The sequence below is a fragment of the Lacihabitans sp. CS3-21 genome (assembly GCF_024343675.1).
Taxonomy (GTDB): domain Bacteria; phylum Bacteroidota; class Bacteroidia; order Cytophagales; family Spirosomataceae; genus Leadbetterella.
The window spans coordinates 82259-106551 of the sequence record NZ_RJUD01000006.1; the positions used below are offsets into that span (position 1 = coordinate 82259).

Consider the following 24293-nt stretch of genomic DNA (forward strand, 5'->3'; position numbering starts at 1 on the left):
TACATTATTTTTGGTTAAAATACCTTGTAAAATTATGAAAAAGAAAGAATTTATTAAGACGCAAATCTTGTTAACGAGTATTGTTTCTATTGCCATTTGGAGCCTTTTAGCTTGGTATTATTTTAATGGCGGAGTACCTAGTCACCATATTTTAGCACGAGAAGATCTTCCCGAAATATCCAATTGGTGGGGAGCAATTTTGCTGCCGCTTTTGACGTGGATTGTAGTTTTTAGAATTCAAAAAAGAGAAAATCTGCCCAACGGAAAAAGCCCTGAGTTCCTAGAAATACCCCTAAAAGTCTGGGTAGGTTTTTTAGGTGCTTTGATACTAGGCGTAGCACTTTCAGTTTTTTTTACACTTGGCAACGAGAGCATGCCAGAATATTTAATATTATCTGTTTTTTTTATTTCCTTATTTTTTCCAGTTTATCGAGCGGAATGCCTTTTGGGATTTGTTATTGGCATGACATTCACTTTTGGTGCAATTTTGCCAACAGGAATTGGAAGTATTTTGGCCATAATTGGATTTTTAATCCACCATCTAATTCGGCCATTAATCATTTATCTATTCAGTTTTATTAAAAAACAATAGCCTATTTGTTATTTGGCTTGAGTCAATTTTGGTTAAAAAATTCAGTTATTGAGAAAAATAGAGGCAACATTGAACCTCAATCCTTTTTTTTCGATTAATAATGAAACCACTAATTTATTAAATGCTTCTGAAAAACGCCTACGGAGGGTTATCACCTAAAATATGGTTACTTGCATTGGTGATGCTCATTAACCGAGCTGGCACTATGGTGGTTGCTTTTATGACCGTTTACACCACCCAAAAACTTCACTTTTCGATAGAAAATGCGGGCTTTGTTATGATGTCCTTTGGTTTTGGGGCGATTTTGGGCTCTTATTTAGGAGGAAAACTTACGGATGTCTTTGGCTACTTTTTCGTTCAGTTTGGAAGTTTGTTCATTGGTGGATTATTATTTTTTGTGGTTGCCGAAATCCAAACCTTCGAACTGCTTTGTGTAGCTACATTTGTTCTTTCTGCATTTGGAGAAGCCTATAGACCTGCCAATTCGGTGAGTATAGCACACCTCAGCACGCCAGATACGTTCACCAGGTCTATTTCTTTGGTGAGATTGGCCATAAATTTGGGTTGGGCAGTTGGTCCAGTGTTGGGGGGGATTTTTGCTACCAGAGATTACAAATACCTGTTTTGGGCAGATGGCGTTACCAATATTTTGGCCGCCATTATTGTACTGATATTTCTTCACTCCAAATATGTAAAAAAAGCAAAAATATCAAAAGCGGAGGCAAAACTCAATCGAGCCGAATCACCTTGGAGAGATAGCACATTTATGATTTTCATGGTTTTTACTACCATTTATGTGATGTCTTTTTCTCCTTTATTTGTGGTTTTGCCAGTTTATTACAAAGAGATTTGCAATATGTCGGAGTTTCAAATAGGCCTTCTCATGGGTATTAATGGCCTTTTGGTGGCTTTGGTAGAAATGCTCATCATTTATAAACTTGAAGGCAAATATACCAAGCTCCAACTGATTACTTTCGGCTGTTTTCTGTTGGTTGTCAATTATATTATCTACCTCAATTTTACCGCATACGCCTGGATGTTGATAGGCATTACTTTTGCTACTTTTTCTGAGATATTCGCTATGCCGTTTATGAATACTTACAGCATAGAAAGGGCAAAGTCACACAATCAAGGACAGTATTCTGCAGTGTACGCTATGTCTTGGCCAGTCGCACAAATTGGTTCTTCTTTACTTGGTACTCAGGTAATTGCTGGCCTTGGTTATACCGCACTTTTACTGCTTTTGGGAGGATTGGCTGTGGTGGCTACCGCTGGGTTTTATGCTTTGGAAAAAAGGTAAAGCGATTTTCGTAAATCGCTTTGCAATTGGTTTTTTTGAAGATTCTGCCTTGTAAATTTTGGAAATTTGCACTACATAAGTTCCGCAATCACCGTCTCACCACCTACAGGCTTATCTTCAAGATTGACCAAAATTTTAGTGCCAAGAGGCAGATAAATATCTATTCTTGAACCGAATTTTATAAATCCAAACTCTTCTCCTTGGGTTACGGTTTGGCCTTCTTTTACATACCAACAGATCCTACGAGCCAAAGCTCCCGCTATTTGACGAAAAAGTATCTCTGTGCCGTTCTGATGCTTGGTTACAACCGTTGTGCGTTCGTTTTCGGTGCTGCTTTTCGGGTGCCAAGCCACCAAATATTTGCCTGGATGATATTTAAAGTAAGATATAATGCCGGAAAGAGGGTTAAAGTTGATGTGTACGTTTAACGGGGACATAAAAATAGAAACTTGAATTTTCTTCTCTTTGAAATATTCTGTCTCAACCACTTCTTCTATCACGACTACTCTACCATCAGCTGGAGCAATGATGTGTTTTGGGTTTATTGGGGTTTTTCTTGTAGGTTTGCGGAAAAATTGCAATACAATAAAGAATAGTATTAGACAAACTGCAAAAACCAAATAGTGCAATACTTCCATGTCTGGTGTAAAATATTTAACCAAACTATAGATGATTGCAAGTGTAACCGTTGAAACTATTAGCGAGCCAGTGCCTTCTTTATGTATTGTCATTGTAGGGTCAGTGATTTTGAGAAAAACTCCGCAAATATACAATTTTAGCGTTTTTATATTTGTGTTTTTTCTCTAATAATTGATTTCCTTTTGAAATATTAATTCTGAAAAAGAGTTTTAGGTATCTATGAATGAAAATTTGAACTTCTGGAGAACATGGCATAAAAACGAAAAACAGCCTCTTTTCATAGCATTTTTCTTGTTGTTAGTTCTACTTATAGGAGGTGTTTTTGCTTGGTTTAAAGGAATTGAAAACATTATCCACTGGGACGTTCTGAGCGAACTTCACGAAAAAATTATATCCACAAGTTCGTTTTTCTATGATGAATTTAAATTTTCTGCTTCCTCTCCTATTTGGTATATCAAAGAACGCTATATGCCATCGTTGGTCGAAGTAAATACACTGACATTTTATGCTCTTTTGGGTGGTTCTCTTTTGGGTTTAACATTTTTGTTGACGGGTTTGGCAAGGTTAAGAGGTCCTTGGTTCTTGATTGGAGCACTGATGCTCGGTGGTGTTTTAATTGCTATGCATTCGGAAAGTGTGTTTTTGGCTAATTCAAACTGGCCTTTTCTTGTTGCATTTGTGGTTACCGGTTCCTTTTATTATTATTCTAACAATTTCGGGCAGAAATTAACCACGAGCGTGATTCTTATAATTTGGATATTTTTGTGGTCTTTATTATTGTTTTTGGCAAATAAGTTTTCAGTTATAAATCAGCCAAATCTCAGCTTGGCGGCTTACGGATTGGTTGCCTTTTTGATTATTTCAGGGGTATTCATTTTCTTAATTTCCCATGAAATCATAGCTGGCTTGGTTTGGTTGGTTTCAAAAAATGCTCAAAAAGGGAAAAGTTCTTTACCACAGTTTTTGATTATTTCTATAATTTTTTTAGCAAATGTTCTACTTGTTTTTTTAGAAAATTCTAACAAAATAGAAAAGAGTTCATTCGTGATTCCTTCCATTGTTTTGTTTTTAATAAGTGCCATTTTAGGCTTGTGGGGATTTCGCCAATTTATACATCAGAAAGCATGGTTTAGCTATCAAATGTCGGGCGTTTGGATATATTTAGGAATGGCCTCCATTGCGTTAGCAACGGTTGGTTTTGTTTTTGGAACAAACAATGATCCACTTATCGAATTGTTCGAAGATTTCGTAAGTATCTCAATGTTAGCGGTTAGTTTGAGTTTTATTGTTTATGTATTGATCAATTACCTACAAATATTTAAGCAGGGCTTAGAGGTTCATAAAGTTCTCTATAAAGCACCATTCAATAAACTTATATACGCTAGAACCATCTCGGTTTTCTTAATTCTATTCTTGTTTTCGCTTAAAAATTTCTACTCTTTTTATCAGGCAAAGGCTGGGATTAGCAATGCCATAGGGGATTTTTATTTGGTAGAAGGAGACCTCAAAGCTGCCGAAACTTTTTACAAAGAATCGACCCATAACGATCTGAAAAACCATAAAGCTAACGTGTCTCTGGCCTCTATGGCTCTAAGTCAGGGGGATAAAATAAATGCCGCGTTTTTTTTCAACCAAACACTTGATTATAAGCCCAGTCCTTATGCTTTTGCTGGGCTAAGTGCTAGTTTAGAAAATGAAAATTTGTATTTTGAAGCATTGTTTGCACTTCAAAAAGGACTAAAAAAGTTTCCTGAAAATAGTCAGCTTCTCACCAACCTATCCTATTTACAAGATAAAGCTAAAATTACAGATAGTGTTCTCGTTAATTTGGATAAATCCCTCAAAAACTGCAAAAAATGTGAAGTTGAAAACACCAATTTTCTCGCTTTTTGGATTGAAAACTCTAAGCCAGAAAAGCTTGAGGAGATGTCTAATTTAGCAGAGAAGTTAAATTATAATGGAATCAAAGCTAATCAGTTTGCCATAAACAGGATGTTGGATAAAGAAACAATATTTGAAAAGTTTGAACTTAGTAAAGATTCTGCACTTGACATGAGCAGGGCTGCTTATCTTTTCAATGCCATAAGCCATACTAAGACCGTAAATAAAACACAAATAGATGCCGAAACTATTAAAAGACTTCAAAATAACCCATACAATGAACCCGTTTTCGAGTCGCTTAGCTGGACTTATGCTCAGCAAAACTATATTAGGCAATCAAAAACTATAGGAATAAAGCAATTGTATTTGTTGGCCAACGCCAATTCTAAATATAAGAACATTTATAATCAAAATCTTGGTTTATGGTTGATGAAGGAGGGGGTTTTGGACCAAGCTCTGCTTAGGCTAAAAGCTGCGGGTGATAGCTCGTCATTTTCTTTGCTGTCCAACGCAAACCTAAAACAGAAAGTAGAAAAAGACCTTCAATTGCAATCTAAAAAATATGGGGCGAATATAACTGGAAAGAATTATAATGAAGTACTGAATCAAGCCCCGTTTAATCCTTATTTGATAGAAAAGATTTCGAACTATCTGACATCAAAGAACAAAAAACTAGAGGCCTATAATGTGGCATTTTATGCGGCCGAAGTTAACAGCGAGTCTGCTTTGATTTGGGAAACTTTGGTGAAAAAAGCTATTGATATATCTGAGTTTGAATATGCCATGGACGGCATTAAAAAATTAGAAACGATTACTTCCAATAGTAAGTTGGATAGTTTAAAAAAACTGTACAATGAGCAGAAACAAAAAGTGCAATCGGGTGGATTTTAAATTGACTTTTTACGTAAATAAATCAGATTTTTAGGTATTTTTGCGGGTAAGTTCTCAAAAAGAAGAGTTTTTTAGAGGAATATTTAATAATCAATATTTTAAAAATTCGTTTTAAAAATATTGTGTGTTTTCTTAAATTTGCCTTGAATTGAGTTTTAACCAAATCATTTTCCAAAACAAAACAACATGAAGTTTGTCGTTTCGTCCTCTGAATTAGTAAAAAATCTTTCAAATATAAGTGGAGTTATTGCTCCAAATCCTCTTGTTCCGATTCTGGAAAATTTTCTTTTCGAATTAGATAAAACATCGCTAACTGTGACAGCTTCTGATATGCAGACAGTTATGGTGGCAGACTTAATGGTGGACTCGGGCGATACGGTTTCTGTCGCTATTCCTGCCAAGCTTTTGATGGATACTTTGAAAAGCCTTCCAGAGCAACCCATAAGCGTTAGCATTAGCAACGAGACCTTTGGCGTAGAAATTACTACTTCCAATGGTCGCTTTAAAATTGCTGGTGAAAATCCATTGGATTTCCCAAGAGCCCCGCAGGTAAACAGAAACTTCAACATTGAGCTTGACTCACATATTTTGGCAGCAGCTATTAACAATACTTTGTTTGCCACTAGCACGGATGACCTTCGTCCAGCTATGACAGGTGTATATATCGATATTCAAGAAGAAAACACCACGTTTGTAGCCACTGATGGCCATAGATTAATCAGATATCGCAGGACAGACATCAAGTCTTCTACGCCAACTACCATGATTTTGCCTCGTAAGGCTCTTAATTTAATTAAGATTTCTTTGCCTTCTAACTCCGTTCCAGTAGTTACTGAGTTTAGCAATTCGAACGCTTTCTTTAGCTTTGGTAACATCAAGTTGATTTGTAGATTGATAGATGAGCGTTATCCTGACTATGAAAATGTAATTCCGAAAGCTAATCCTCACCGTATGACTGTTGAGAGGTCTAAATTTTTGAATTCATTGAAAAGGATTGCTATTTTCTCTAACAAAACTACGCACCAGATTAGATTAAAAATCACTGCGGATGAGTTGACCATTTCTGCAGAAGATTTAGACTATTCGAATGAAGCTGTGGAAAAAATCTCTTGCGAGTATGTGGGTGATGATATGGAGATTGGCTTCAATGCCAAATTTTTAGCCGAAATGCTTAGCAATATTAGTTCTTCTACCATTACGATGGAGCTTTCATTGCCAAATAGAGCTGGATTGATTATCCCTTCTGACAAAGAAGAAAACGAAGATATTTTGATGCTAGTGATGCCAGTTATGCTGAACTCCTACTCATAAGAAATACAATAAACCTTTTCTCTATAAACTTTAGCCCCAGATTTCTGGGGCTTTTTTGTTTTAATAAAATAGCTATTTTTAATGAAGCATTGTTCATTGTAGTTTTTCCAGTTCAACTTCCAAAAGCGTAATGCACGGTTCAAATTTATATAGAAAATCTACAACCATGGGGCTAAAATCCTCAAACTTAGCTCCTCCCTTTATGGTTTTTTCTATTTTTTGAAGTTCTTCAGTAAGTTCTGGAAATCCAACCATCGAGAAGGAGGGCTTTATTTGATGCGTAACTTTCCCTAATGCATCACAGTTTTTTTCCTTCATTAAAGTTCTTATTCTTTCAATTTCTAGCGGTACTGTTTTTATGAAAAGATTAATCATTACCCGAGCATATTCTTTGTCGTCGCCATATAAATGTCTAAGGTTTTCACTAATATTATAGGTATTGACCTGGACTTCAGGAAGTTTGGATTTGGGGGTTATTTTTTGTAACGTTTCTTCTAAGGCCTCTCTCAGTTGATCAGGTCTAAATGGTTTTGTTATATACCCATTCATTCCTACGGCATAGGCTTGGTCAATTTCCTCATTCATAGCTGTGGCTGATAAACCTATGATCGGAATATTTTGATTGGAATTTTTTTCATTAGACCTAATATATTTAGTAAGCCAATAGCCATCTGTATCAGGCAGAATAATATCCATCAAAATCAAATCAAAAGTTTGGGTTTCAATCAAATCCAATACTTCATCTTTGTCAGAAGCCAAGCGGTATTTTAAGCCCCATTTGTCCATTAAACCCGTGACATATTTTTGGTTCATTTCATTATCTTCCACTATCAAAACCATAAAGTTTTTCCAAGATTCTGAAATGTTGTTGGAAAGGTCTGCTACTATTTTGGATTTTTGCCCGCTATCTTTCAAAGGTAGGGTAAAATTAAAAACAGTTCCTTCACCGACGGTACTCTCTGCAGTAATTTCACCCCCATGAATATTGACCAGTTGTTTTACAATTGCTAACCCAAGACCAGTTCCTCCAAAATTGGCCTTTATATTGCTATTGGCCTGTTTAAAGCTATCAAAAATCCCATCGATTTCATCTTCAGAAATCCCAACGCCTGTATCGCACACCTTAAACTCAGTCATGTAAAACTCCCCTAATCTACAAAGCAAAGAAACCTGAATGCCAATTTTACCTTTTTTCGTAAACTTCAAGGCATTACTAAGCAGGTTTAGCATAATTTGGCTCAAAAATGTGGCGTCACCTATTACTTCATTGCTTATTTCTTCATCATATTCAAAGGTCAGCTCTATGTTTTTTGTTTTTGCTTGTATTCGAAATGTTTGTAAGGTGCTGTTTAATAAATCTTTTAGGTTAAATGTATTTTCTGACATTTTCATTTCTCCAGCCTCAATTTTTGAAATATCGAGAATATCCGATACTAAATTAATTAGTAGGTCTGTTGAATAATTTATCGCACTAAGGTATTCTACTTGTTTTTCATTTGGTTTGGTATCATACAAGAGATGTGTCATACCTATTATTGCATTTATTGGGGTCCTAATTTCATGGCTCATATTTGCTAAGAATCGTTTTTCAGACTTTCTAGCATCCTCAGCAATAGCTTTGGCTTCTTCTAACGCCTCTTGTGTCCGTTTTCTTTCGGTAATATCAAGGTGAATGCCAACAGAACCCGTTACATTTCCATATCTGTCTTTTATAGGAGCTCCACTAATAATTACCCAGATAAGCTCTCCATTTTTTTTCATCAAAGGCAATTCATAGGCACCCGGTTCCCCGCTTTTTCGATTTTCATTTTGTTCTAATATTAGACCTTTAAAAATTTCATTAGCAAGCAGAATGTCAGCAGCTTTTTTGCCCAATAATTCATTTTCTTGATATCCAGTAAGCTGACAGAATCTTTGATAGACTTTCTGGATTACGTCATTATTATCCACCTCCATCAGCCCAAGCTCCATGTTTTCCATGATGCCTCTATATTTTTCTTCGCTTTGTTGAATGAGGTTTTGAATAGATTTTTGCTCGGTTACGTCATTATAGAGCCATAGATTTCCCAAATATTTTTCATCAGAGAATATGGGTAAATAGTCTCGCTCAAGTATCCTGTCGTCAGTAGTAATAAGTTCTTCTTTTACTTCAATAATTTGATTCTTTAACAAATAATCTATCCTTTCTACGAATTTATCAGGTTCTTTAAATAAGTGTTTAGATTGTTCTGCAGAGGTTGTACAATCTATTCCTATAAGCTCATCGGGCGACAATGGGATATTAAATAGCTTACAAAAGTTATCATTTGTAATTACTATCCGTCGATTTTCATCTTCTAAAAGCACCGCTGATTGCAGATTTTGAATCAATAATTTGTATTGAATTTGACTCCTCAACAACGATTCTGAACGTTCAAGGACTTTAGCCTCAAGCTCAAGGTTAAGTTTTTGAAGTTTTTCATTGGTTTCATACAATTCAAAGGCCTTGGCTTCAAGAATTTTTTCTGCCTGAATTCTAGCGTCTCTTTCCCTAGATATTTTTCGTTTCAAAAGTTCTATTTCCTCTTTCAAAATCAACCTTCAGTTTTAATTATAAAAGTCACAATTTTACCTTCATTTTCTACCTTTTCTATATTTATACTTCCTTTTTGGTGGAAATGCTCTAAAGTAGATGCTATCAAGCCTTCGGCCAGTGCTGCCATTTTTCTGTCTGAATAATAGGTCATTTTTAGACAGTTATCATTTGTTCTTTCAGTCTCAAATCTCGGAAGTTCAGCATCGGGATAAAGTTTTTTTACTTCAACATGGATATGGTTTTCTATGTTTTCGAGCATGTCGAAAGCGGAAGTAAACTTGTCAAAAAAGACTGCATAACTTTTTTTGAAAACTCCAAATAGATGATTTCCAAATGTTCTTAGCAAGTCATCAACAGGGATTTGACTGTGAAAATGAACGCTCATGATTAAGCTTATCATTTCTTGATGTGGATAGGTGCCTACTGAAGTGTATGCTCCTTGATTTGGAAGATTGGCCTCGTTGATTATTTGGTCTACAAATGAATATCCAAACTTCTCCTCCAACATTTCTAAAAATTCTGTGAATACTATTCCTTTCATAGCACATTTAATTTTATTTTTTGAAAGCTAATTATTGACTAATTCAATATCAAGTTGGTTTATAACCGATTTGGATATTACGATTCGAACCCACCTTTGCAAATTTAAATTCAAAAATCATGCTAAAAATGTTATTCCAAAAAAAATCTTTGTTTTCCAAAAATTGGAAACTCAAATACCATAAGAAAATATTTAAATCGCTGATAAGTAGGTCATTAGTCTTCGTGGCATAGGTTTGGTATCTTAGAAACCAAATGTAAAATGGAATATCGAAAATGAAATTTATAGCCGTCGTATTGTTTGTCTCCGTGATTTCGACTTTTACTGCTTTTTCTCAAGTTAAGGCCGAGAAGCTTTCAGTGGCTAGTTTGCCTCCTTTACAAAAAGTATTGGATTATGCTGCCCAGAATTCGCCTTTGGTAAAAGAACAAGAGGCTATGACGGATCATTATGGTCAAACCGAAAAAATCACTCAAAAACTTTGGATGGATAAAGTCTTCATGGATTTGGGTGCTCAAAGAGCAAACAACGGTGCGGTATTAAATGTGAACAATAACGTTTCTGATACTGAATTTAATTCACTTAGTTTTCAAAATCAAAATTCTATCAGGTTTGGTCTGACGGTTAGACTAAGTTTATACGACGGATTTGCTAGGAAAAACTTGATTCAGCAAGCACAATTTCGAAAAATCGCTTCAGAGCAACACGCACTTTACTTGAGGCAAGAAGTTAAATTCAGAATTACTGATGCTTATAAAGATGCTCAATTGGCCTACAAATTATTGAGTATAAAAGCAGATAAAAAGTACGCATTGTTTATTCAAAAAGAGATGGCAGAGAAGGAGTTTCAGCAAGGTCAAATTCATATTTCTGAGTTGAGTAGAGTTATCGAACTGTCATCTAATGCTTACGCGGAATTTGAGCAGGCTGCGAATACTTATGAGAAACTATACTTTCAGTTGGAGATTTTGATAGGAGTTCCATTGTCTAATTTAAAATGATTGAAAACTCTAAAATAGGAAATGAATTTAATTGAGTTTATCCGTCTTATTCGTAAGAACCTCTTACTACTCATTTTTGTGCCAATCTTGATGGCCGTGAGTACGTATTTTTTGACAAAAAATTCGGAGAGAGAGTTTACAAGTACGGCCATGATATATACTGGACTTTCAACTGGATTCAATATTGAAAGCACTGGCGAAATGCGTAAGGATCAGTTTGTTGTCAATAATTCATTCGAGAACATACTGAATACTATACGGTCAAAACAAACCATGCGAGAGGTATCTTTTAAATTATTAAGTCAAATTTTAGTTTTGCAGAAAGCGGATGGAAAAACAGCTAATCCAAAGACTTTCGAAAAGGTCAATGAATGGATACCAGCCAATATTCGAAAAGTATTAGTAGTGGCCAATAATCCACAACAAACCTATATAAACCTACAAAATGCATACGACAACGAGAATCCAAAGGAAATCCGTAAATTATATAACGACGGAAATAGTCCATTCAGCTTAAAAGCATTGAGTGAAGTAAAAGCAGTGAGAAAAGGAAGCTCAGATATGATTGAGCTTTCTTATACTCTCACAGACAAGGGTTTGTGTGAAACCACACTGCGTTTGTTCATAGACATTTTTATGGAAAAATATAAAGGATTGAAAGTGTCTGAAACAGGAAATGTTGTAGAGTACTTTCAAAACCAATTATCTACCGCAAAACAAGATCTCAATGTGGCTGAAGATCGTTTAAAATCATTCCGAGAAGACGGTCAAATCCTTAATTATTATGAACAAACAAAGGCCTTGGCAGGAAAGAAAGAAGACATTACAGATGAGCAAAGTAGACTTAATGGAGAGCTAGATGCAGCAGATAATTCTCTAAGAAAACTAGAGCAAAAGCTCGCAATTAATAGGGAGTCATTTTTTAAAAACAATGATTTATTGACGCAGAAAGAGGCGATTTCAAACCTCACGTCGGAGATTGCAAAGAATTCTTTGAATCCAAACTATTCGGGGCAGGATAACCTGACCGAAAAAGTAAAACAGCAAGAAAAAACATTGACTGAAAGCGTCCGAAATCTGTATGCTCGCACGCACTCCACAGAAAATGTCCAAATCAAGAATCTGTTAGATTCTTGGCTTGAAAACATGATTTTAGTGGAAAAAAATAGAGCCAGGGTAAAAGTTTTGGATAGTAGAATGGGTGAAATTAGAAGAGATTATGCACGGTTTGCTCCCTTGGGCTCTGGATTGTCAAGACTTGAACGCGAAATAGACGTTCATGAAAGAGCATACATCCAAATTTTACATGACCTCAATCAAGCATTGCTGAGAAAACAAAGTATCGAGCTTTCATCAAAACTTAACGTCATAGACAAACCTATGACCATAGAGTTGCCTTCAAAGAAATTGATGCTAGTTATTTTATCTGGACTAGTAGGTTTTGTTGGGATCCTGGCAGGATTGGTGGTTTTAGAAATCAGCGACCAAACCATCAAAACCATTGAAAGAGCTATTGAAATGACAGGTTTAGAGGCAGTAGGAGCATTGCCTATTTTAAATAAGAATAATCCAAAACATCAGAAAATTTCGGAGACTTTACTTGGGCAAATTGTGACCAACTGTAAACTTAAGATAAACCCCAATAGATTGGGTTCATCTACACCATTAATTTTGTTTAGTAGTACGCAAGTACTTGAAGGAAAAACATTTATAAGTGAAAAGATTGCTGAACATCTTAGGAAGTCTGGAGCTTCTGTGCTTTTGATTGTTTCTGGAGATACAGAAAGTACGGTATTACAAAATGGAAAATTGATCTATCCAAAATCAAAATATTTAAGTGAAATGAAAAACATTTCTGAGCTTATCAGCTCTTGGATAGATCCCAACGATTATGATTATTGTTTGTTAGAAATTCCGTCGCTTTTGAGCGGAAATGTACCAACTCAAATTTTGCAAAATGCCAATTTGTCGATTCTAACAGTATCAGCCAATAGGTCTTGGAAAAAAGCAGATAAAAAAGCTGTACAAATATTGCAAACCTATCATTTGCCAGTTGAAATACTCGTAAATGGCGTATCATGGGATTCACTAGAGGATCAGGTAGCCGAAAGCGAAATTAAAAACCCTAAATGGAAAAGTGCAATAAAAAGAGTGTTCAGATTGGAGTTTCACAATAAAGAATTTATAAACTGATTTTGCTATGAAAGCTGATATTGTATGTTTGGGTCTGCCTCAATGGGAGGGTAACTACCAAAAATCTACCATCGAGTTGATGAAAGAGCTAAGTGCTTCACATAGAATTCTTTATGTAGAATATACCCGAACTTTGAAAGACACAAAAATTCCAAAAGGTGCTGTTTTGACGAAGAAGTATTCTCGAAATGGAGATGTGATCAATGTTCTTACTCCTCCATCTACTTTTCCTATGAATTGGATTGATAGTCCAAAAGTGTATGATAAAGTTTTAGGCTTGAACTCCAAAATTTTGCAAAACTCGATTTTGAAAGCTATGCAGAAATTGGATATTAACAACCCGATTATTTTAAATGCTTTTCAACCTGCTTTTGGATTAAAGCTCTTAGGAAAACTTCATGAAAAGGCGGCCTACTATTATTGTTATGATGAAATGACCGAAGCCAACTGGTGTAAAAAGCACAATGCAAATTATGAAAAGGAGTTTCTAAGTAAAGTAAAGGGGGCAATTGTAACTTCTGAAGGTCTTAAAAACACCAAGAGTAAGTATCAGATAAATACTAAAATGATTCAGAATGGAGTGGAAATGGAATTGTTTGATACAAAAAGAACAAAGCCCGTAAAAAACAATGTAGTGGGATATTTGGGGACGATAGACAACAGAATGGATGTGCCTGCTTTGAAAGATTCCATCGAAAAATTTCCTCATTTAGACTTCATCTTTGTTGGAAGAATCACCGACGATACAGTTTTTAAGGCTTTAGAAAATTACAAAAATGTAAGATTTGTAGGTGCAAAAAAACCAGAGGAATTGGGTTTTTATTTAGAAAATATGCAGGTAGGAATTATTCCATTTGTAAAGAACAAGTTTACAAAAAATATATTTCCGATGAAAATCAACCAATACTTGGCATTTGGAATACCTGTAGTCTCCACAGATTTTGCCAATTTAGATGACTTTGGAGACCTTATTTATCAAGGGTCATCCAACCAATTTGTGGAGCAATTGGGCCGGGCTGTTTTAGAGGAAAACGATTATAAATTTAACGAGAGAATCTCATTTTCTATGAGCAATTCTTGGAAAAACAAAGCATTAGAACTTTCAAAAATACTACAATCATGACAATCGAATTATTAAATGAGGGCTGCAAATATGCCGAGAATGCATTTCAAGGTGAAAATAGCCACCTAAATTTGGACAAAAAACTAATCAAGGAAAACTTTGATTTTTCGAATAAAAAAATCCTAGATTTTGGATGTGGAATGGGAGGGATGACCCTGTGGTATGCCACGCAATGGAACTGTACCGTTCATGGTGTAGACGTGGACGCCAACCACATAGAAATAGCCGAAATATTAAAGACCAAGCACAAAGTGAAAAATGTAAATTTTGAGCTAAGAGATGTATTGGAAAAACCATTGACTGAGAAATACGACTATATCATTTTGAATGATGTAGCAGAACACATCCCAATGGACATTTTAGACAAAATATTGGTTCAACTCAAAGCCTCATTGGCTCCTGGCGGAGGCATTTTTCTAAGCTATCCACCATGGGAAGGCCCTTATGCTTCTCACCTCAATCATGTTTTAGGCTTACCTTGGTGTCAGTTTTTGCCAGACTTCATGTTGAAAAAAATCATGGCGAATAAAGACAGAGTATTGGTTGGGAAAAAGACCATTATGCAAGAATATTATGAACTTAATCACCTCAATCATAACCGTTTGAGCAGGATTATTGACAATATTGGTCTGAATTTGAAATACAGAAAGAGTCATTCAAGGCTCAATAGATACACTTGGTTTAGCAATAAAAATATCAATTTTGGAATATTCAAATTCTTAATTACTAAGGAAATAGTAGTTTTTGGTTGATATGAAAAAAATATTGAAAAACTCGAGATTTTGGCTAATGGTAGGCAATATATTCAATGCGGGATTTGGATTTTTAAGCATTGGTATTCTGGCTCGCACACTTAGTGCCAACGATTTTGGCTCGTGGGTTATTTTCGTAACTAACATGGGTTTTGTAGAAATGATACGCTCGGGATTTGTTTATCAGGCTCTTGTAAAATTTGTTTCGAGTGCTGATAATGAACAGGATAGCCAAAGAGTGACCAATGCCGCTTGGCAAATTAGCATCTTGTTATCGGTTATTTTGGCTTTCCTAATTTTCATTTCACAATTTCTATTTTCAGCCGGTATCAAAGCCCATCATTTTGATCTATTTTTTCAGTATTATCCATTTATTTTGGTGTTGATGTTGCCCATCAATATGTCCGTTTGGGTAGCTCATGCCAACCAGAAATATTTCAAAATGTGGTTGATAAACTTTTTAAGTAGTTTTCCTTTTTTGTTAATAATTTTCATATTCAAAAACTCCAAATTGACTGAAATCTTATGGGTATTCGCTTTAGTAAGAGGTTTGGTTTGTTTACTTTGTCTCTTTGATTTTAAATTTACTTTTCGACTAAAACTCGACTGGACAAGCATCAAGCAATTGTTAGGATTCAGCAAGTTTACTGTTTTAACTACTATCAGTACCAATGTCTTGAAAAGTGCTGACGTTATATTAATCAATGCCTTTTTGGGGCCTACAATGGTAGCCATTTACAATATTCCGCTCAAGCTATTAGAGGTCGTAGAAATACCACTCCGAAGTTGGGCAATGTCGGCTTTCCCAAGGCTTTCAAAGCTTGCTTCTGACGGAAACTTCGCCCAGCTTAAGTCCAATTTTACGAAAGAGGTTAAATATTTTACATTCTTGCTCTTGCCATTTCTTGGAATAGCATTCCATTTTTCGGAACAAATCGTTACCCTATACGCAGGAGAAGGATTTGTAGCAGCGTCTCCCATTCTTAAAGTTTTCACCATTTACCTTTTAGTCATGCCACTCGACAGGTATCTTGGTATTGCTCTTGACAGTGTCAATTTACCCCATATTAACAGCATGAAGGTTGTTTTGATGGCTTCTCTTAATATTTTTGGAGATTGGTATATACTTTCTCATCACTTAGAATTGTCTGCAGTGGCTATGGTGACAGTTGTCAATACTTTATTTGGCATTTTTGTTGGATTGTTTTTTATGAACAAAAAACTTAGTGAGCAAAATGACAAATTTTTCATTCCAGCAAACTCAAAGTAACAATACACTCAGAAAGATTCCAATATTAATTTGCATAATAGCTTTTGCTATTGCTGTTTCTTATGCTTTGTCTAAACTCGGCATTCTCATTGGTTTGACTTTACTTATTTTACCGTTTTTATTTTACTTTTTATACTTTCTTTTTACCTATCCAAAATTTGGTCTTTACAGTACCGTTTTCATGGGTTTTGCAGCCAATGGACTCACACGTTATATAAATGCCCCTCTTGGTTTGGCTATTGACGCCTTGTTGGTACTCACATATTTGGCCATATATTTTAAAAAAGAAAAATACGATTGGTCAAAAGCGAAAAACGGACTCACCTACGCTGCCATAATATGGATGGCCTATAGTTTTTTTCAGATTTTTAATCCCGAGGCTAGAAGTTTTGAAGCTTGGTTCTATGCCATGCGTGGCGTTTCTCTTTATATGTTATTGGCCATTCCTTTGGTTTTGGTTTTATTCGACTCAAAAAATGACCTCGATAAATTTCTTCACATTTGGTTGATCATGTCTGTTTTGGGCACTTTGGCTGGAATGAAACAATTGATAATTGGAGTAGATAGTTACGAACAAGCTTGGCTTGATGCCGGAGCAGCTAAGCAACATATTTTGTTCGGTAAGCTTCGAGTGTTTTCTTTTTACTCAGATGCAGGCCAATTCGGTGCCGCCCAAGGCCACGCCATGGTAGTTTCTATGATTTTGTTTTTAGGAGGCAATCTGTCACTTCGAAGAAAAATATTTTATTTGTCAGCTTTTTTCTTGTCGCTATATGGTATGATGATTTCCGGAACCCGAGGAGCTATGGCAGTGCCTGCACTCGGTTTTATGACGTATTTTTTGCTCAGCAAAAACTTCAAAGTTTTTGGAGCTGGTGTTATGGTTGGTGCTGCAGTTTTTGTTTTTCTAAAATTTACTAAAATTGCTCAAGGAGTTTACGCCGTAAATAGAATGAGGACAGCTCTTGATCCCAACGATGCCTCGCTGCTTGTGAGATTAGAAAATCAAAAGAAGCTTTCTACATATTTGGCCTCTAGGCCTTTTGGTGGTGGCATAGGCTCTGCTGGAAGCTGGGGTTTAAGATTTAGCCCCAACTCTTTTTTGGCCCAAACACCCACAGACAGTTGGTTTGTAAAAATATGGGCTGAAGAAGGGATGATTGGCCTTACCCTACACTTGGCTATTTTGTTTTTTATTGCCATAAAAGCGGGCATAGTTTTGTGGAAAATGCCCATCAGCCCCTTGAGGCAAAAACTCATCGCTATTTTTTCAGGAATGATAGGCATATATATGGCCAGCTATGGCAATGGTATATTGGGCCAAATGCCGACAGGTATATTGATGTATGTAGGCTGGGCGTTTTTGTTTATGAAGAGTGAGGAAGCTCAATGAAAGCTTCTTCAAGGTTTATTTTGCCATAAAATTTATGATTGTCTAAGTTTGTGTCCCTACAAACTTCATCATTGGCCGAGAATGTGTCCCCACAAACCACACCTAAATTCCCCAAACATATTTCCCAAAAAACTTTTGCAATAAAAAATTAATTTTCTACCTTTGCAGTCCATTTTGGGCAGCTTGCCCATTTTGGCGAAGTTTTTCTCTGTCTCTTGTCATATTATCAATATGTTAGGCTTCCCCTGAGGAGTAAGAGAAAAAACTTTGGAGAATCGGATGACCATCTGTTTTTCAGGCTTTGGATTGTGACTACAAAGCTATGGCGGTAGATTGAGTTCGTTAGTTCGTATTTCTCAAATTTTTAAATGTAAAAAGACAATGGCGAAAGACATCGCAGGATACTTAAAATTACAAGCTAAGGGTGGCCAAGCCAACCCAGCACCTCCTATTGGTCCAGCTTTGGGTTCGAAGGGTATCAATATCATGGAGTTCTGTAAGCAGTTTAATGCTAGAACACAAGATAAAATGGGCCAAGTGGTTCCTGTATTGATTACATACTATACAGACAAATCATTTGAGTTCGTTATCAAAACCCCTCCTACAGCTGTGTTGCTTATAGAGGCTTCTAAAGTGAAGAAAGGGTCAGACCAACCAAACCGTAACAAAGTGGGTTCGGTTACTTGGGATCAAGTGAAGGCAATTGCCGAAACTAAAATGCCAGATCTTAATTGCTTCACGATAGAGTCGGCCATGAAAATGGTATCAGGTACTGCAGCAAACATGGGCATCACCATTACAGGTGCAAGTCCGTTTTAATTAATTAAACAAAATGGGAGTCATGCCTAGCGTATGACGTTAACTACCAAAATTATGGCTAGAATAAGCAAAAAAAGAAAAGAGGCTCTATCGAAGTTTGATGCGACAAAATCGTACAGCTTGGTAGAAGCAGCTGAAATTTTGAAACAAATCTCTTACACCAAATTTGACTCATCAATTGATATTGACGTTAGATTAGGTGTTGACCCTCGTAAAGCAGACCAAATGGTTCGTGGAGTTGTTGCACTTCCTCACGGAACTGGTAAAACTGTTCGCGTATTGGTTCTTTGTTCTCCTGACAAGGAAGAAGAGGCTAAAGCAGCAGGTGCTGACTACGTTGGTCTAGATGAGTACATTTCAAAAATCGAGAAAGGCTGGACAGATATCGACGTGATTATCACAATGCCAACTGTTATGGCGAAACTTGGTCGTTTAGGTAAAGTATTGGGTCCAAGAGGCTTAATGCCAAACCCTAAATCAGGCACAGTAACACTTGAGGTAGGTAAAGCGGTTCAAGAGGTGAAAGCTGGTAAAATTGACTTCAAAGTTGATAAAACTGGTATTATCCACGCAGGTATTGCGAAGGTTTCTTTCGATGCAAAGAAAATTGCTGATAACGCAAACGAGATTATCCAAACATTGGTTAAACTTAAGCCTTCTTCAGCAAAAGGTACTTATGTAAAAGGCATAGCTTTGTCTAGCACCATGAGTCCAGGTATTCAGATTGACAAATCAACTATAATAGGACTGTAATCATGAGAAGAGAAGAAAAAGCACTCATTATCGAGAGTCTTACCGAAAAGTTTGCCAACATTCCTTATTTCTATATCACAGATGCAAGCGGTATGTCTGTTGCTAAAACCAACAAACTTAGACGTCTTTGTTTCGACAGAGGTATAGAATACATGGTAGTGAAAAACACGCTTATCGAGAAAGCTCTTGAGACGCTCGACACAGATTACACGGCTTTCAACGAGTCGGTTCTTAAAGGATTCTCAGGTATCATGTTTCACCCTGAATCGGGTAAAGCTGCTGCCAAATTGATCAAGGATTTCTTGAAAGAAAACAAAGACTCAATCAAGCTTAAAGGAGCTTCAATAGACGGTGGATTGTTTGTTGGTCACGACCAATTAGACGCTCTAACGAACTTGAAATCTAAAGCTGAAATGATTGGCGAAGTAATCGGATTGCTACAATCGCCTGCTAAAAATGTACTTGGTGCATTGCAGAGTGGTGGCAACAAACTGGCTGGAATTCTTAAAACTCTTTCAGAGAAAGAAGCAGCCTGATTTTTTTAACCGGATGCCGCAAGGTGCAGCATTCAATTTTTAAATATTGTTTATAAAAATAAAATTCTATAGAAATGGCAGATTTGAAAGCATTCGCTGAACAATTAGTTAATTTGACAGTAAAAGAGGTTAATGAGCTTGCAGCTATCCTCAAAGACGAATATGGTATTGAGCCAGCTGCTGCTGGTGCTGTAATGGTAGCTGGTCCAGCTGCTGGTGCTGAAGTTGAAGCTGCTGTTGAGCAAACAGCATTTGACGTAATCCTTAAATCAGGTGGTGCTAACAAACTTCAAGTTGTGAAGTTGGTTAAAGACCTTACAGGTTTAGGTTTGAAAGAAGCTAAAGAATTAGTTGATTCAGCTCCTAAAGCATTGAAAGAAGGTATCGCTAAAGACGAAGCTACAGCTCTTAAAGCTCAGTTAGAAGAAGCTGGTGCTGAAGTAGAAATTAAATAATTTCTCGTAAAGCATTTACAATCAGACTCAGGTCAGAGCGTTATAGTTCTGGCCGAGTCTTTTTGTCGTTTAAAAAAGACTCAGTTTTTTAAGGTGATTTTACCATATCTGAACCCTTTTTCAACGAATACACTTTCGTAAAAGCTAAAAGCTAAAAGCTAAAAGCTAAAAGCTAAAAGCTAAAAGCTAAAAGCTAAAAGCTACAAAAAACCACAACATTTAGAAACATTTGGAGCTCACACTCCGACAAGACTTTTTACCCGATACACTTCTGTTTTTCGTAGGGCAGATGCAAAGGGGTAGAATCGTTTTTCTTCACTGCGATTTTTTCATGATAGGTCTAACCATGCGTTAGAATATCATCAAGTTTTTTAAAATATTTTTCATTAAAACAATTTAAAACCTTGAAATTGACAGAAACCGGAAGGAAGTCCTTTGCAAGCGTTCAGCCCGTACTTGAGTATCCTGACTTTTTGGATATCCAGTTGCAATCGTTCACCGAATTTTTCCAGATTGATACACCTGCCGAAAGCCGTAGAGCTGAGGGTTTGTATCAAACATTCATGGATAATTTTCCGATTGCCGACTCACGGGAGAACTATGTTCTAGAGTTCGTTGATTACACAATCGACCAACCAAAATACTCTGTAGATGAGTGTATCGACAGAGGCCTAACTTACTCTGTGCCATTGAAAGCAAAATTAAGATTGCTTTGCAATGACTCTGATAATGAGGAGTTTGAAACTATCGAGCAAGAAGTGTTCTTGGGAAATATCCCTTACATGACTGGCCGTGGTTCATTCGTCATCAATGGTGCTGAAAGGGTAATTGTATCGCAATTGCACCGTTCGCCAGGTGTGTTCTTCTCAATGAGCAAGCACACCAACGGTACCAAACTTTACTCAGCCAGGGTAATACCTATGAAGGGTTCTTGGATCGAGTTCTCAACTGACGTAAACAACGTCATGTATGCGTACATCGACCGTAAAAAGAAATTCCCAGTAACTACGCTACTTCGTTCTATTGGCTATGGTACTGACAAAGACATCTTGGATTTATTCGGATTGTCAGAAGAAATCACTTCAACAAAAGAAAACCTGAAAGCGGTAGTTGGTCGTAGATTGGCTGCGAGGGTTTTGAAAACTTGGACGGAAGATTTCGTTGATGAAGACACCGGTGAGGTGGTTTCTATTGATAGAAACGAGGTGATTCTTGAAAGAGACTCAGTAATTTCCGAAAATGACGTTGATCTTATTTTGGATACACAAGCAAAATCGGTGATTATCCACCGTGAGGATGCCAACGTGTCTGAGTTCAATATCATCTATAATACTTTACAAAAAGATAGCTCAAACTCTGAAAAAGAGGCTGTTGAGCAAATATACCGTCAGTTGAGAAACACTGAAGCACCAGATGAAGCTACCGCTCGTGAAATCATCCAAGGCTTGTTCTTCTCTGACAAACGTTATGACTTAGGTGAGGTTGGTAGATACAGAGTAAATACCAAATTGAGCCTTGATACTCCTTTGGAAACTTCGGTTTTGACCAAAGAAGATATCATCTCTATCGTTAAATATTTGATTGGTCTTATCAATTCTAAGGCTGTTGTCGATGATATTGACCACCTTTCAAACAGACGTGTACGTACAGTAGGTGAGCAGCTTTCTGGCCAATTTGGCGTAGGTCTTGCTCGTATGGCCCGTACAATTAAAGAAAGAATGAACGTTCGTGATAATGAAGACTTCAAGCCAGTTGATTTGATCAACGCTCGTACTTTGTCATCGGTTATTAACTCATTCTTTGGTACAAACCAACTTTCTCAGTTTATGGATCAAACCAATCCATTGGCCGAGATTACCCACAAACGTCGTCTTTCGGCTTTAGGACCAGGCGGTCTTTCTCGTGAAAGAGCAGGTTTTGAGGTTCGTGACGTTCACTATACGCACTACGGTCGTCTTTGTACTATCGAAACTCCAGAGGGTCCAAACATCGGTTTGATTTCTTCGCTTTGTACTTATGCGAAAATCAACTCAATGGGCTTCATCGAAACGCCATATATGAAAATAGATGGTGGCAAAATGACTGGAACTATCGAGTACCTTACGGCAGAAGAAGAGGATGGTAAGCACATTGCAATGGCAACCGCCGATACCAAAAACGACGGAAACTTTAGTGTAGACTTGTTGAAATGTAGATTTGAAGGTGACTTCCCATTGAAGCGTCCTGAAGAGATTGAATACATGGATATTGCTCCAAACCAGATTGTATCTATAGCCGCTTCGATGATTCCTTTCCTTGAGCATGATGATGCCAACCGTGCCTTGATGGGCTCGAACATGCAACGTCAAGCTGTGCCTTTGTTGCGTCCAGAAGCACCTATCGTGGGTACTGGCCTTGAAGGTAAATTGGCTCGTGACTCTCGTACTTTGATTGTAGCTGACGGCGAAGGCGTTATAGAATACGTTGATGCTCAGAAAATCGTGGTTAACTACGATTGGTCTGATAACCAAAGACTTGTAAACTTCGATACGAATATGAAGACTTACAATCTTATTAAGTTTAGAAGAACCAACCAAGATACTTGTATAAACTTGCGTCCTATCGTTTTGAAAGGACAAAAAGTTAAAGCTGGGCAGATTTTAGTAGAAGGATATGCTACACAAGGTGGTGAACTTGCACTTGGACGCAACCTACAGGTTGCCTTCATGCCTTGGCAAGGATACAACTTTGAGGATGCGATCGTAATTTCTGAAAAAGTGGTTCGTGACGATATCTTTACTTCGATTCACATCGAAGAGTTTGACCTTGAAGTAAGAGACACAAAACGTGGAGAAGAGGAGCTAACTGCTGAGATACCAAACGTATCGGAAGAGGCAGTTAAAAACCTTGACGAAAACGGTATTGTTAGAACAGGTACACACATCAAAGAAGGTGATATCTTGATTGGTAAAATCACTCCAAAAGGAGAGTCTGATCCAACCCCAGAAGAGAAACTTCTTAGAGCCATCTTTGGTGACAAAGCAGGTGACGTGAAAGACGCTTCTAAAAAAGCATCTCCTTCTTTAAGAGGTGTAATTATTGATACCAAATTGTTCTCTCGTCCTTCAAAAGAAGAAAGAGTAAAACACAAAGAAGAGCTTAAAGTATTGGCCAAAAATCACAGTAAATCATTGATGGAACTTAAGTCTATCATGATTGACAAAATGGTGGCATTGCTTGACAATGAGGCTTGTAATGGTGTTAAGCATAAATTTGGCGAGGAATTAATTTCTAAAGGTGTTAAGTTTAATAAATCTAACATTGCCAATAATTTATTCCCAGACAAAAACCCGTTTGTTGACGAAAGTTCTTATAACGTTCCAGAAGAAGCTAACCTTTTAGGAGATATAATTTTGGAAGGATGGACAAATAACGAAGAAACAAACGGTCTTTTGGTTTCATTGGTTAAAAACTATTTGACCAAAAGAAGTGAGTTAATCGGTATCTACAAAAGAGAGAAATTTGTACTTGAAGTAGGTGATGAACTTCCTGCAGGAATCGTGAAATTGGCCAAAGTATATATCGCTAAAAAACGTAAGTTGAAAGTGGGTGATAAGATGGCGGGTCGTCACGGTAACAAAGGTGTTGTAGCAAGAATCGTTCGTGACGAAGACATGCCTTTCCTAGAAGACGGAAATACAATGGACATCGTTCTGAACCCACTTGGTGTACCTTCAAGGATGAACATCGGTCAGTTATATGAGGTGGTATTGGGTTGGGCTGGACGTAAGCTTGGTCGTAAATATGCTACTCCTATCTTCGATGGAGCATCTGCAGACGAGGTTTCGGCAGAGCTTGTAGAAGCAGGTTTGGCAGAATACGGACGTACGCAGCTTTACAATGGTCTTACTGGTGAGCCTTTCGATCAGAAAGTAACCGTGGGTATCATGTATATGCTTAAACTAGGCCACTTGGTAGATGATAAAATGCACGCTCGTTCTATCGGACCATACTCATTGATTACGCAACAACCATTGGGTGGTAAAGCTCAGTTTGGTGGTCAGCGTTTTGGAGAGATGGAGGTTTGGGCTCTTGAGGCATTTGGAGCATCTCACGTACTACGTGAAATCTTGACACTCAAGTCAGATGACGTGTTAGGTAGGGCTAAGGCTTATGAAGCAATCGTTAAAGGTGAGAATCTTCCGAAAGCAAGTATTCCTGAGTCATTCAACGTTTTGGTGCACGAATTAAGAGGACTTGCATTAGAAATCACTCTTGTATAATTTAAA

At 37.0% G+C, this 24293-nt stretch carries 18 protein-coding genes; 15 read left to right on the forward strand and 3 right to left on the reverse strand.

Going from position 1 to position 24293, the window contains the following annotated elements:
• Positions 1-34: 34 nt before the first annotated feature.
• Both EGI24_RS05735 and EGI24_RS05740 read left to right on the forward strand, forming a co-directional pair.
• Positions 35-592, forward strand: coding sequence for a hypothetical protein (locus EGI24_RS05735; protein WP_255047398.1), 558 nt, complete (start codon positions 35-37; stop codon positions 590-592).
• Positions 593-713: 121 nt separating this feature from the next.
• Positions 714-1892, forward strand: coding sequence for an MFS transporter (locus EGI24_RS05740; RefSeq protein WP_255047399.1), 1179 nt, complete (start codon positions 714-716; stop codon positions 1890-1892).
• A gap of 71 nt (positions 1893-1963) precedes the next feature.
• On the opposite strand, the gene EGI24_RS05745 is transcribed toward EGI24_RS05740, so the two are convergent.
• Positions 1964-2623: a phosphatidylserine decarboxylase family protein gene (locus tag EGI24_RS05745; protein ID WP_255047400.1), complete on the reverse strand. Its 660-nt coding sequence runs from the start codon at positions 2621-2623 to the stop codon at positions 1964-1966.
• A gap of 127 nt (positions 2624-2750) precedes the next feature.
• On the opposite strand from EGI24_RS05745, the gene EGI24_RS05750 reads away from it, so the two are divergent.
• The gene (locus tag EGI24_RS05750) at positions 2751-5303 is read left to right on the forward strand and encodes a hypothetical protein (protein ID WP_255047401.1); all 2553 of its coding nucleotides are present in this window, start codon (positions 2751-2753) and stop codon (positions 5301-5303) included.
• Between the two features lie 186 nt (positions 5304-5489).
• Entirely contained in the window at positions 5490-6614 is a 1125-nt protein-coding gene (gene dnaN, locus EGI24_RS05755) for a DNA polymerase III subunit beta (RefSeq protein ID WP_255047402.1), read from the forward strand.
• Positions 6615-6707: 93 nt separating this feature from the next.
• Here dnaN and EGI24_RS05760 read toward each other — a convergent pair whose 3' ends face one another.
• Positions 6708-9185, reverse strand: coding sequence for a PAS domain-containing hybrid sensor histidine kinase/response regulator (locus tag EGI24_RS05760; RefSeq protein ID WP_255047403.1), 2478 nt, complete (start codon positions 9183-9185; stop codon positions 6708-6710).
• A 2-nt stretch (positions 9186-9187) separates the two neighbouring features.
• A complete protein-coding gene (locus EGI24_RS05765; protein ID WP_255047404.1) occupies positions 9188-9730 on the reverse strand; it encodes a heme NO-binding domain-containing protein in 543 nt (180 codons plus the stop codon).
• A gap of 275 nt (positions 9731-10005) precedes the next feature.
• Between EGI24_RS05765 and EGI24_RS05770 the strand changes: the two genes are divergently transcribed.
• From EGI24_RS05770 to rpoB, 11 genes are all read left to right on the forward strand, one after another.
• A complete protein-coding gene (locus EGI24_RS05770) occupies positions 10006-10731 on the forward strand; it encodes a TolC family protein (RefSeq protein WP_255047405.1) in 726 nt (241 codons plus the stop codon).
• A 21-nt stretch (positions 10732-10752) separates the two neighbouring features.
• Positions 10753-12924, forward strand: a complete 2172-nt coding sequence (locus tag EGI24_RS05775) for a hypothetical protein (protein WP_255047406.1) — start codon at positions 10753-10755, stop codon at positions 12922-12924.
• Between the two features lie 7 nt (positions 12925-12931).
• Positions 12932-14047 carry a glycosyltransferase gene (locus EGI24_RS05780; RefSeq protein ID WP_255047407.1) on the forward strand — a complete coding sequence of 372 codons (1116 nt, stop codon included), beginning with the start codon at positions 12932-12934 and terminating at the stop codon, positions 14045-14047.
• A complete protein-coding gene (locus EGI24_RS05785) occupies positions 14044-14799 on the forward strand; it encodes a bifunctional 2-polyprenyl-6-hydroxyphenol methylase/3-demethylubiquinol 3-O-methyltransferase UbiG (RefSeq protein WP_255047408.1) in 756 nt (251 codons plus the stop codon). Before EGI24_RS05780 ends, EGI24_RS05785 begins: the two co-directional genes overlap by 4 nt.
• 13 nt (positions 14800-14812) lie before the next feature.
• The gene (locus EGI24_RS05790; protein ID WP_255047409.1) at positions 14813-16069 is read left to right on the forward strand and encodes an oligosaccharide flippase family protein; all 1257 of its coding nucleotides are present in this window, start codon (positions 14813-14815) and stop codon (positions 16067-16069) included.
• On the forward strand, positions 16035-17462 hold the full coding sequence (locus tag EGI24_RS05795) for an O-antigen ligase (protein WP_255047410.1): 1428 nt from the start codon (positions 16035-16037) through the stop codon (positions 17460-17462). Before EGI24_RS05790 ends, EGI24_RS05795 begins: the two co-directional genes overlap by 35 nt.
• Before the next feature lie 381 nt (positions 17463-17843).
• The gene (gene rplK, locus EGI24_RS05800; protein WP_255047411.1) at positions 17844-18281 is read left to right on the forward strand and encodes a 50S ribosomal protein L11; all 438 of its coding nucleotides are present in this window, start codon (positions 17844-17846) and stop codon (positions 18279-18281) included.
• 54 nt (positions 18282-18335) lie between these two features.
• Positions 18336-19034 (forward strand): 50S ribosomal protein L1, encoded by a 699-nt coding sequence (rplA, locus tag EGI24_RS05805; RefSeq protein WP_255047412.1) that lies wholly within the window; start codon positions 18336-18338, stop codon positions 19032-19034.
• Positions 19035-19036: 2 nt separating this feature from the next.
• Positions 19037-19570: a 50S ribosomal protein L10 gene (rplJ, locus tag EGI24_RS05810; protein ID WP_255047413.1), complete on the forward strand. Its 534-nt coding sequence runs from the start codon at positions 19037-19039 to the stop codon at positions 19568-19570.
• Between the two features lie 74 nt (positions 19571-19644).
• A complete protein-coding gene (rplL, locus tag EGI24_RS05815) occupies positions 19645-20025 on the forward strand; it encodes a 50S ribosomal protein L7/L12 (RefSeq protein WP_255047414.1) in 381 nt (126 codons plus the stop codon).
• Positions 20026-20429: 404 nt separating this feature from the next.
• Positions 20430-24287, forward strand: a complete 3858-nt coding sequence (rpoB, locus tag EGI24_RS05820; RefSeq protein WP_255047415.1) for a DNA-directed RNA polymerase subunit beta — start codon at positions 20430-20432, stop codon at positions 24285-24287.
• The last annotated feature ends 6 nt before the right edge of the window (positions 24288-24293 follow it).

Coding starts and splice junctions, on each gene's coding strand:
- EGI24_RS05735 (WP_255047398.1), top strand. CDS start 35: ATGAAAAAGAAAGAATTTATTAAGACGCAAATCTTGTTAACGAGTATT.
- EGI24_RS05740 (WP_255047399.1), top strand. CDS start 714: ATGCTTCTGAAAAACGCCTACGGAGGGTTATCACCTAAAATATGGTTA.
- EGI24_RS05745 (WP_255047400.1), bottom strand. CDS start 2,623: ATGACAATACATAAAGAAGGCACTGGCTCGCTAATAGTTTCAACGGTT.
- EGI24_RS05750 (WP_255047401.1), top strand. CDS start 2,751: ATGAATGAAAATTTGAACTTCTGGAGAACATGGCATAAAAACGAAAAA.
- dnaN (WP_255047402.1), top strand. CDS start 5,490: ATGAAGTTTGTCGTTTCGTCCTCTGAATTAGTAAAAAATCTTTCAAAT.
- EGI24_RS05765 (WP_255047404.1), bottom strand. CDS start 9,730: ATGAAAGGAATAGTATTCACAGAATTTTTAGAAATGTTGGAGGAGAAG.
- EGI24_RS05770 (WP_255047405.1), top strand. CDS start 10,006: ATGAAATTTATAGCCGTCGTATTGTTTGTCTCCGTGATTTCGACTTTT.
- EGI24_RS05775 (WP_255047406.1), top strand. CDS start 10,753: ATGAATTTAATTGAGTTTATCCGTCTTATTCGTAAGAACCTCTTACTA.
- EGI24_RS05780 (WP_255047407.1), top strand. CDS start 12,932: ATGAAAGCTGATATTGTATGTTTGGGTCTGCCTCAATGGGAGGGTAAC.
- EGI24_RS05785 (WP_255047408.1), top strand. CDS start 14,044: ATGACAATCGAATTATTAAATGAGGGCTGCAAATATGCCGAGAATGCA.
- EGI24_RS05795 (WP_255047410.1), top strand. CDS start 16,035: ATGACAAATTTTTCATTCCAGCAAACTCAAAGTAACAATACACTCAGA.
- rplK (WP_255047411.1), top strand. CDS start 17,844: ATGGCGAAAGACATCGCAGGATACTTAAAATTACAAGCTAAGGGTGGC.
- rplA (WP_255047412.1), top strand. CDS start 18,336: ATGGCTAGAATAAGCAAAAAAAGAAAAGAGGCTCTATCGAAGTTTGAT.
- rplJ (WP_255047413.1), top strand. CDS start 19,037: ATGAGAAGAGAAGAAAAAGCACTCATTATCGAGAGTCTTACCGAAAAG.
- rplL (WP_255047414.1), top strand. CDS start 19,645: ATGGCAGATTTGAAAGCATTCGCTGAACAATTAGTTAATTTGACAGTA.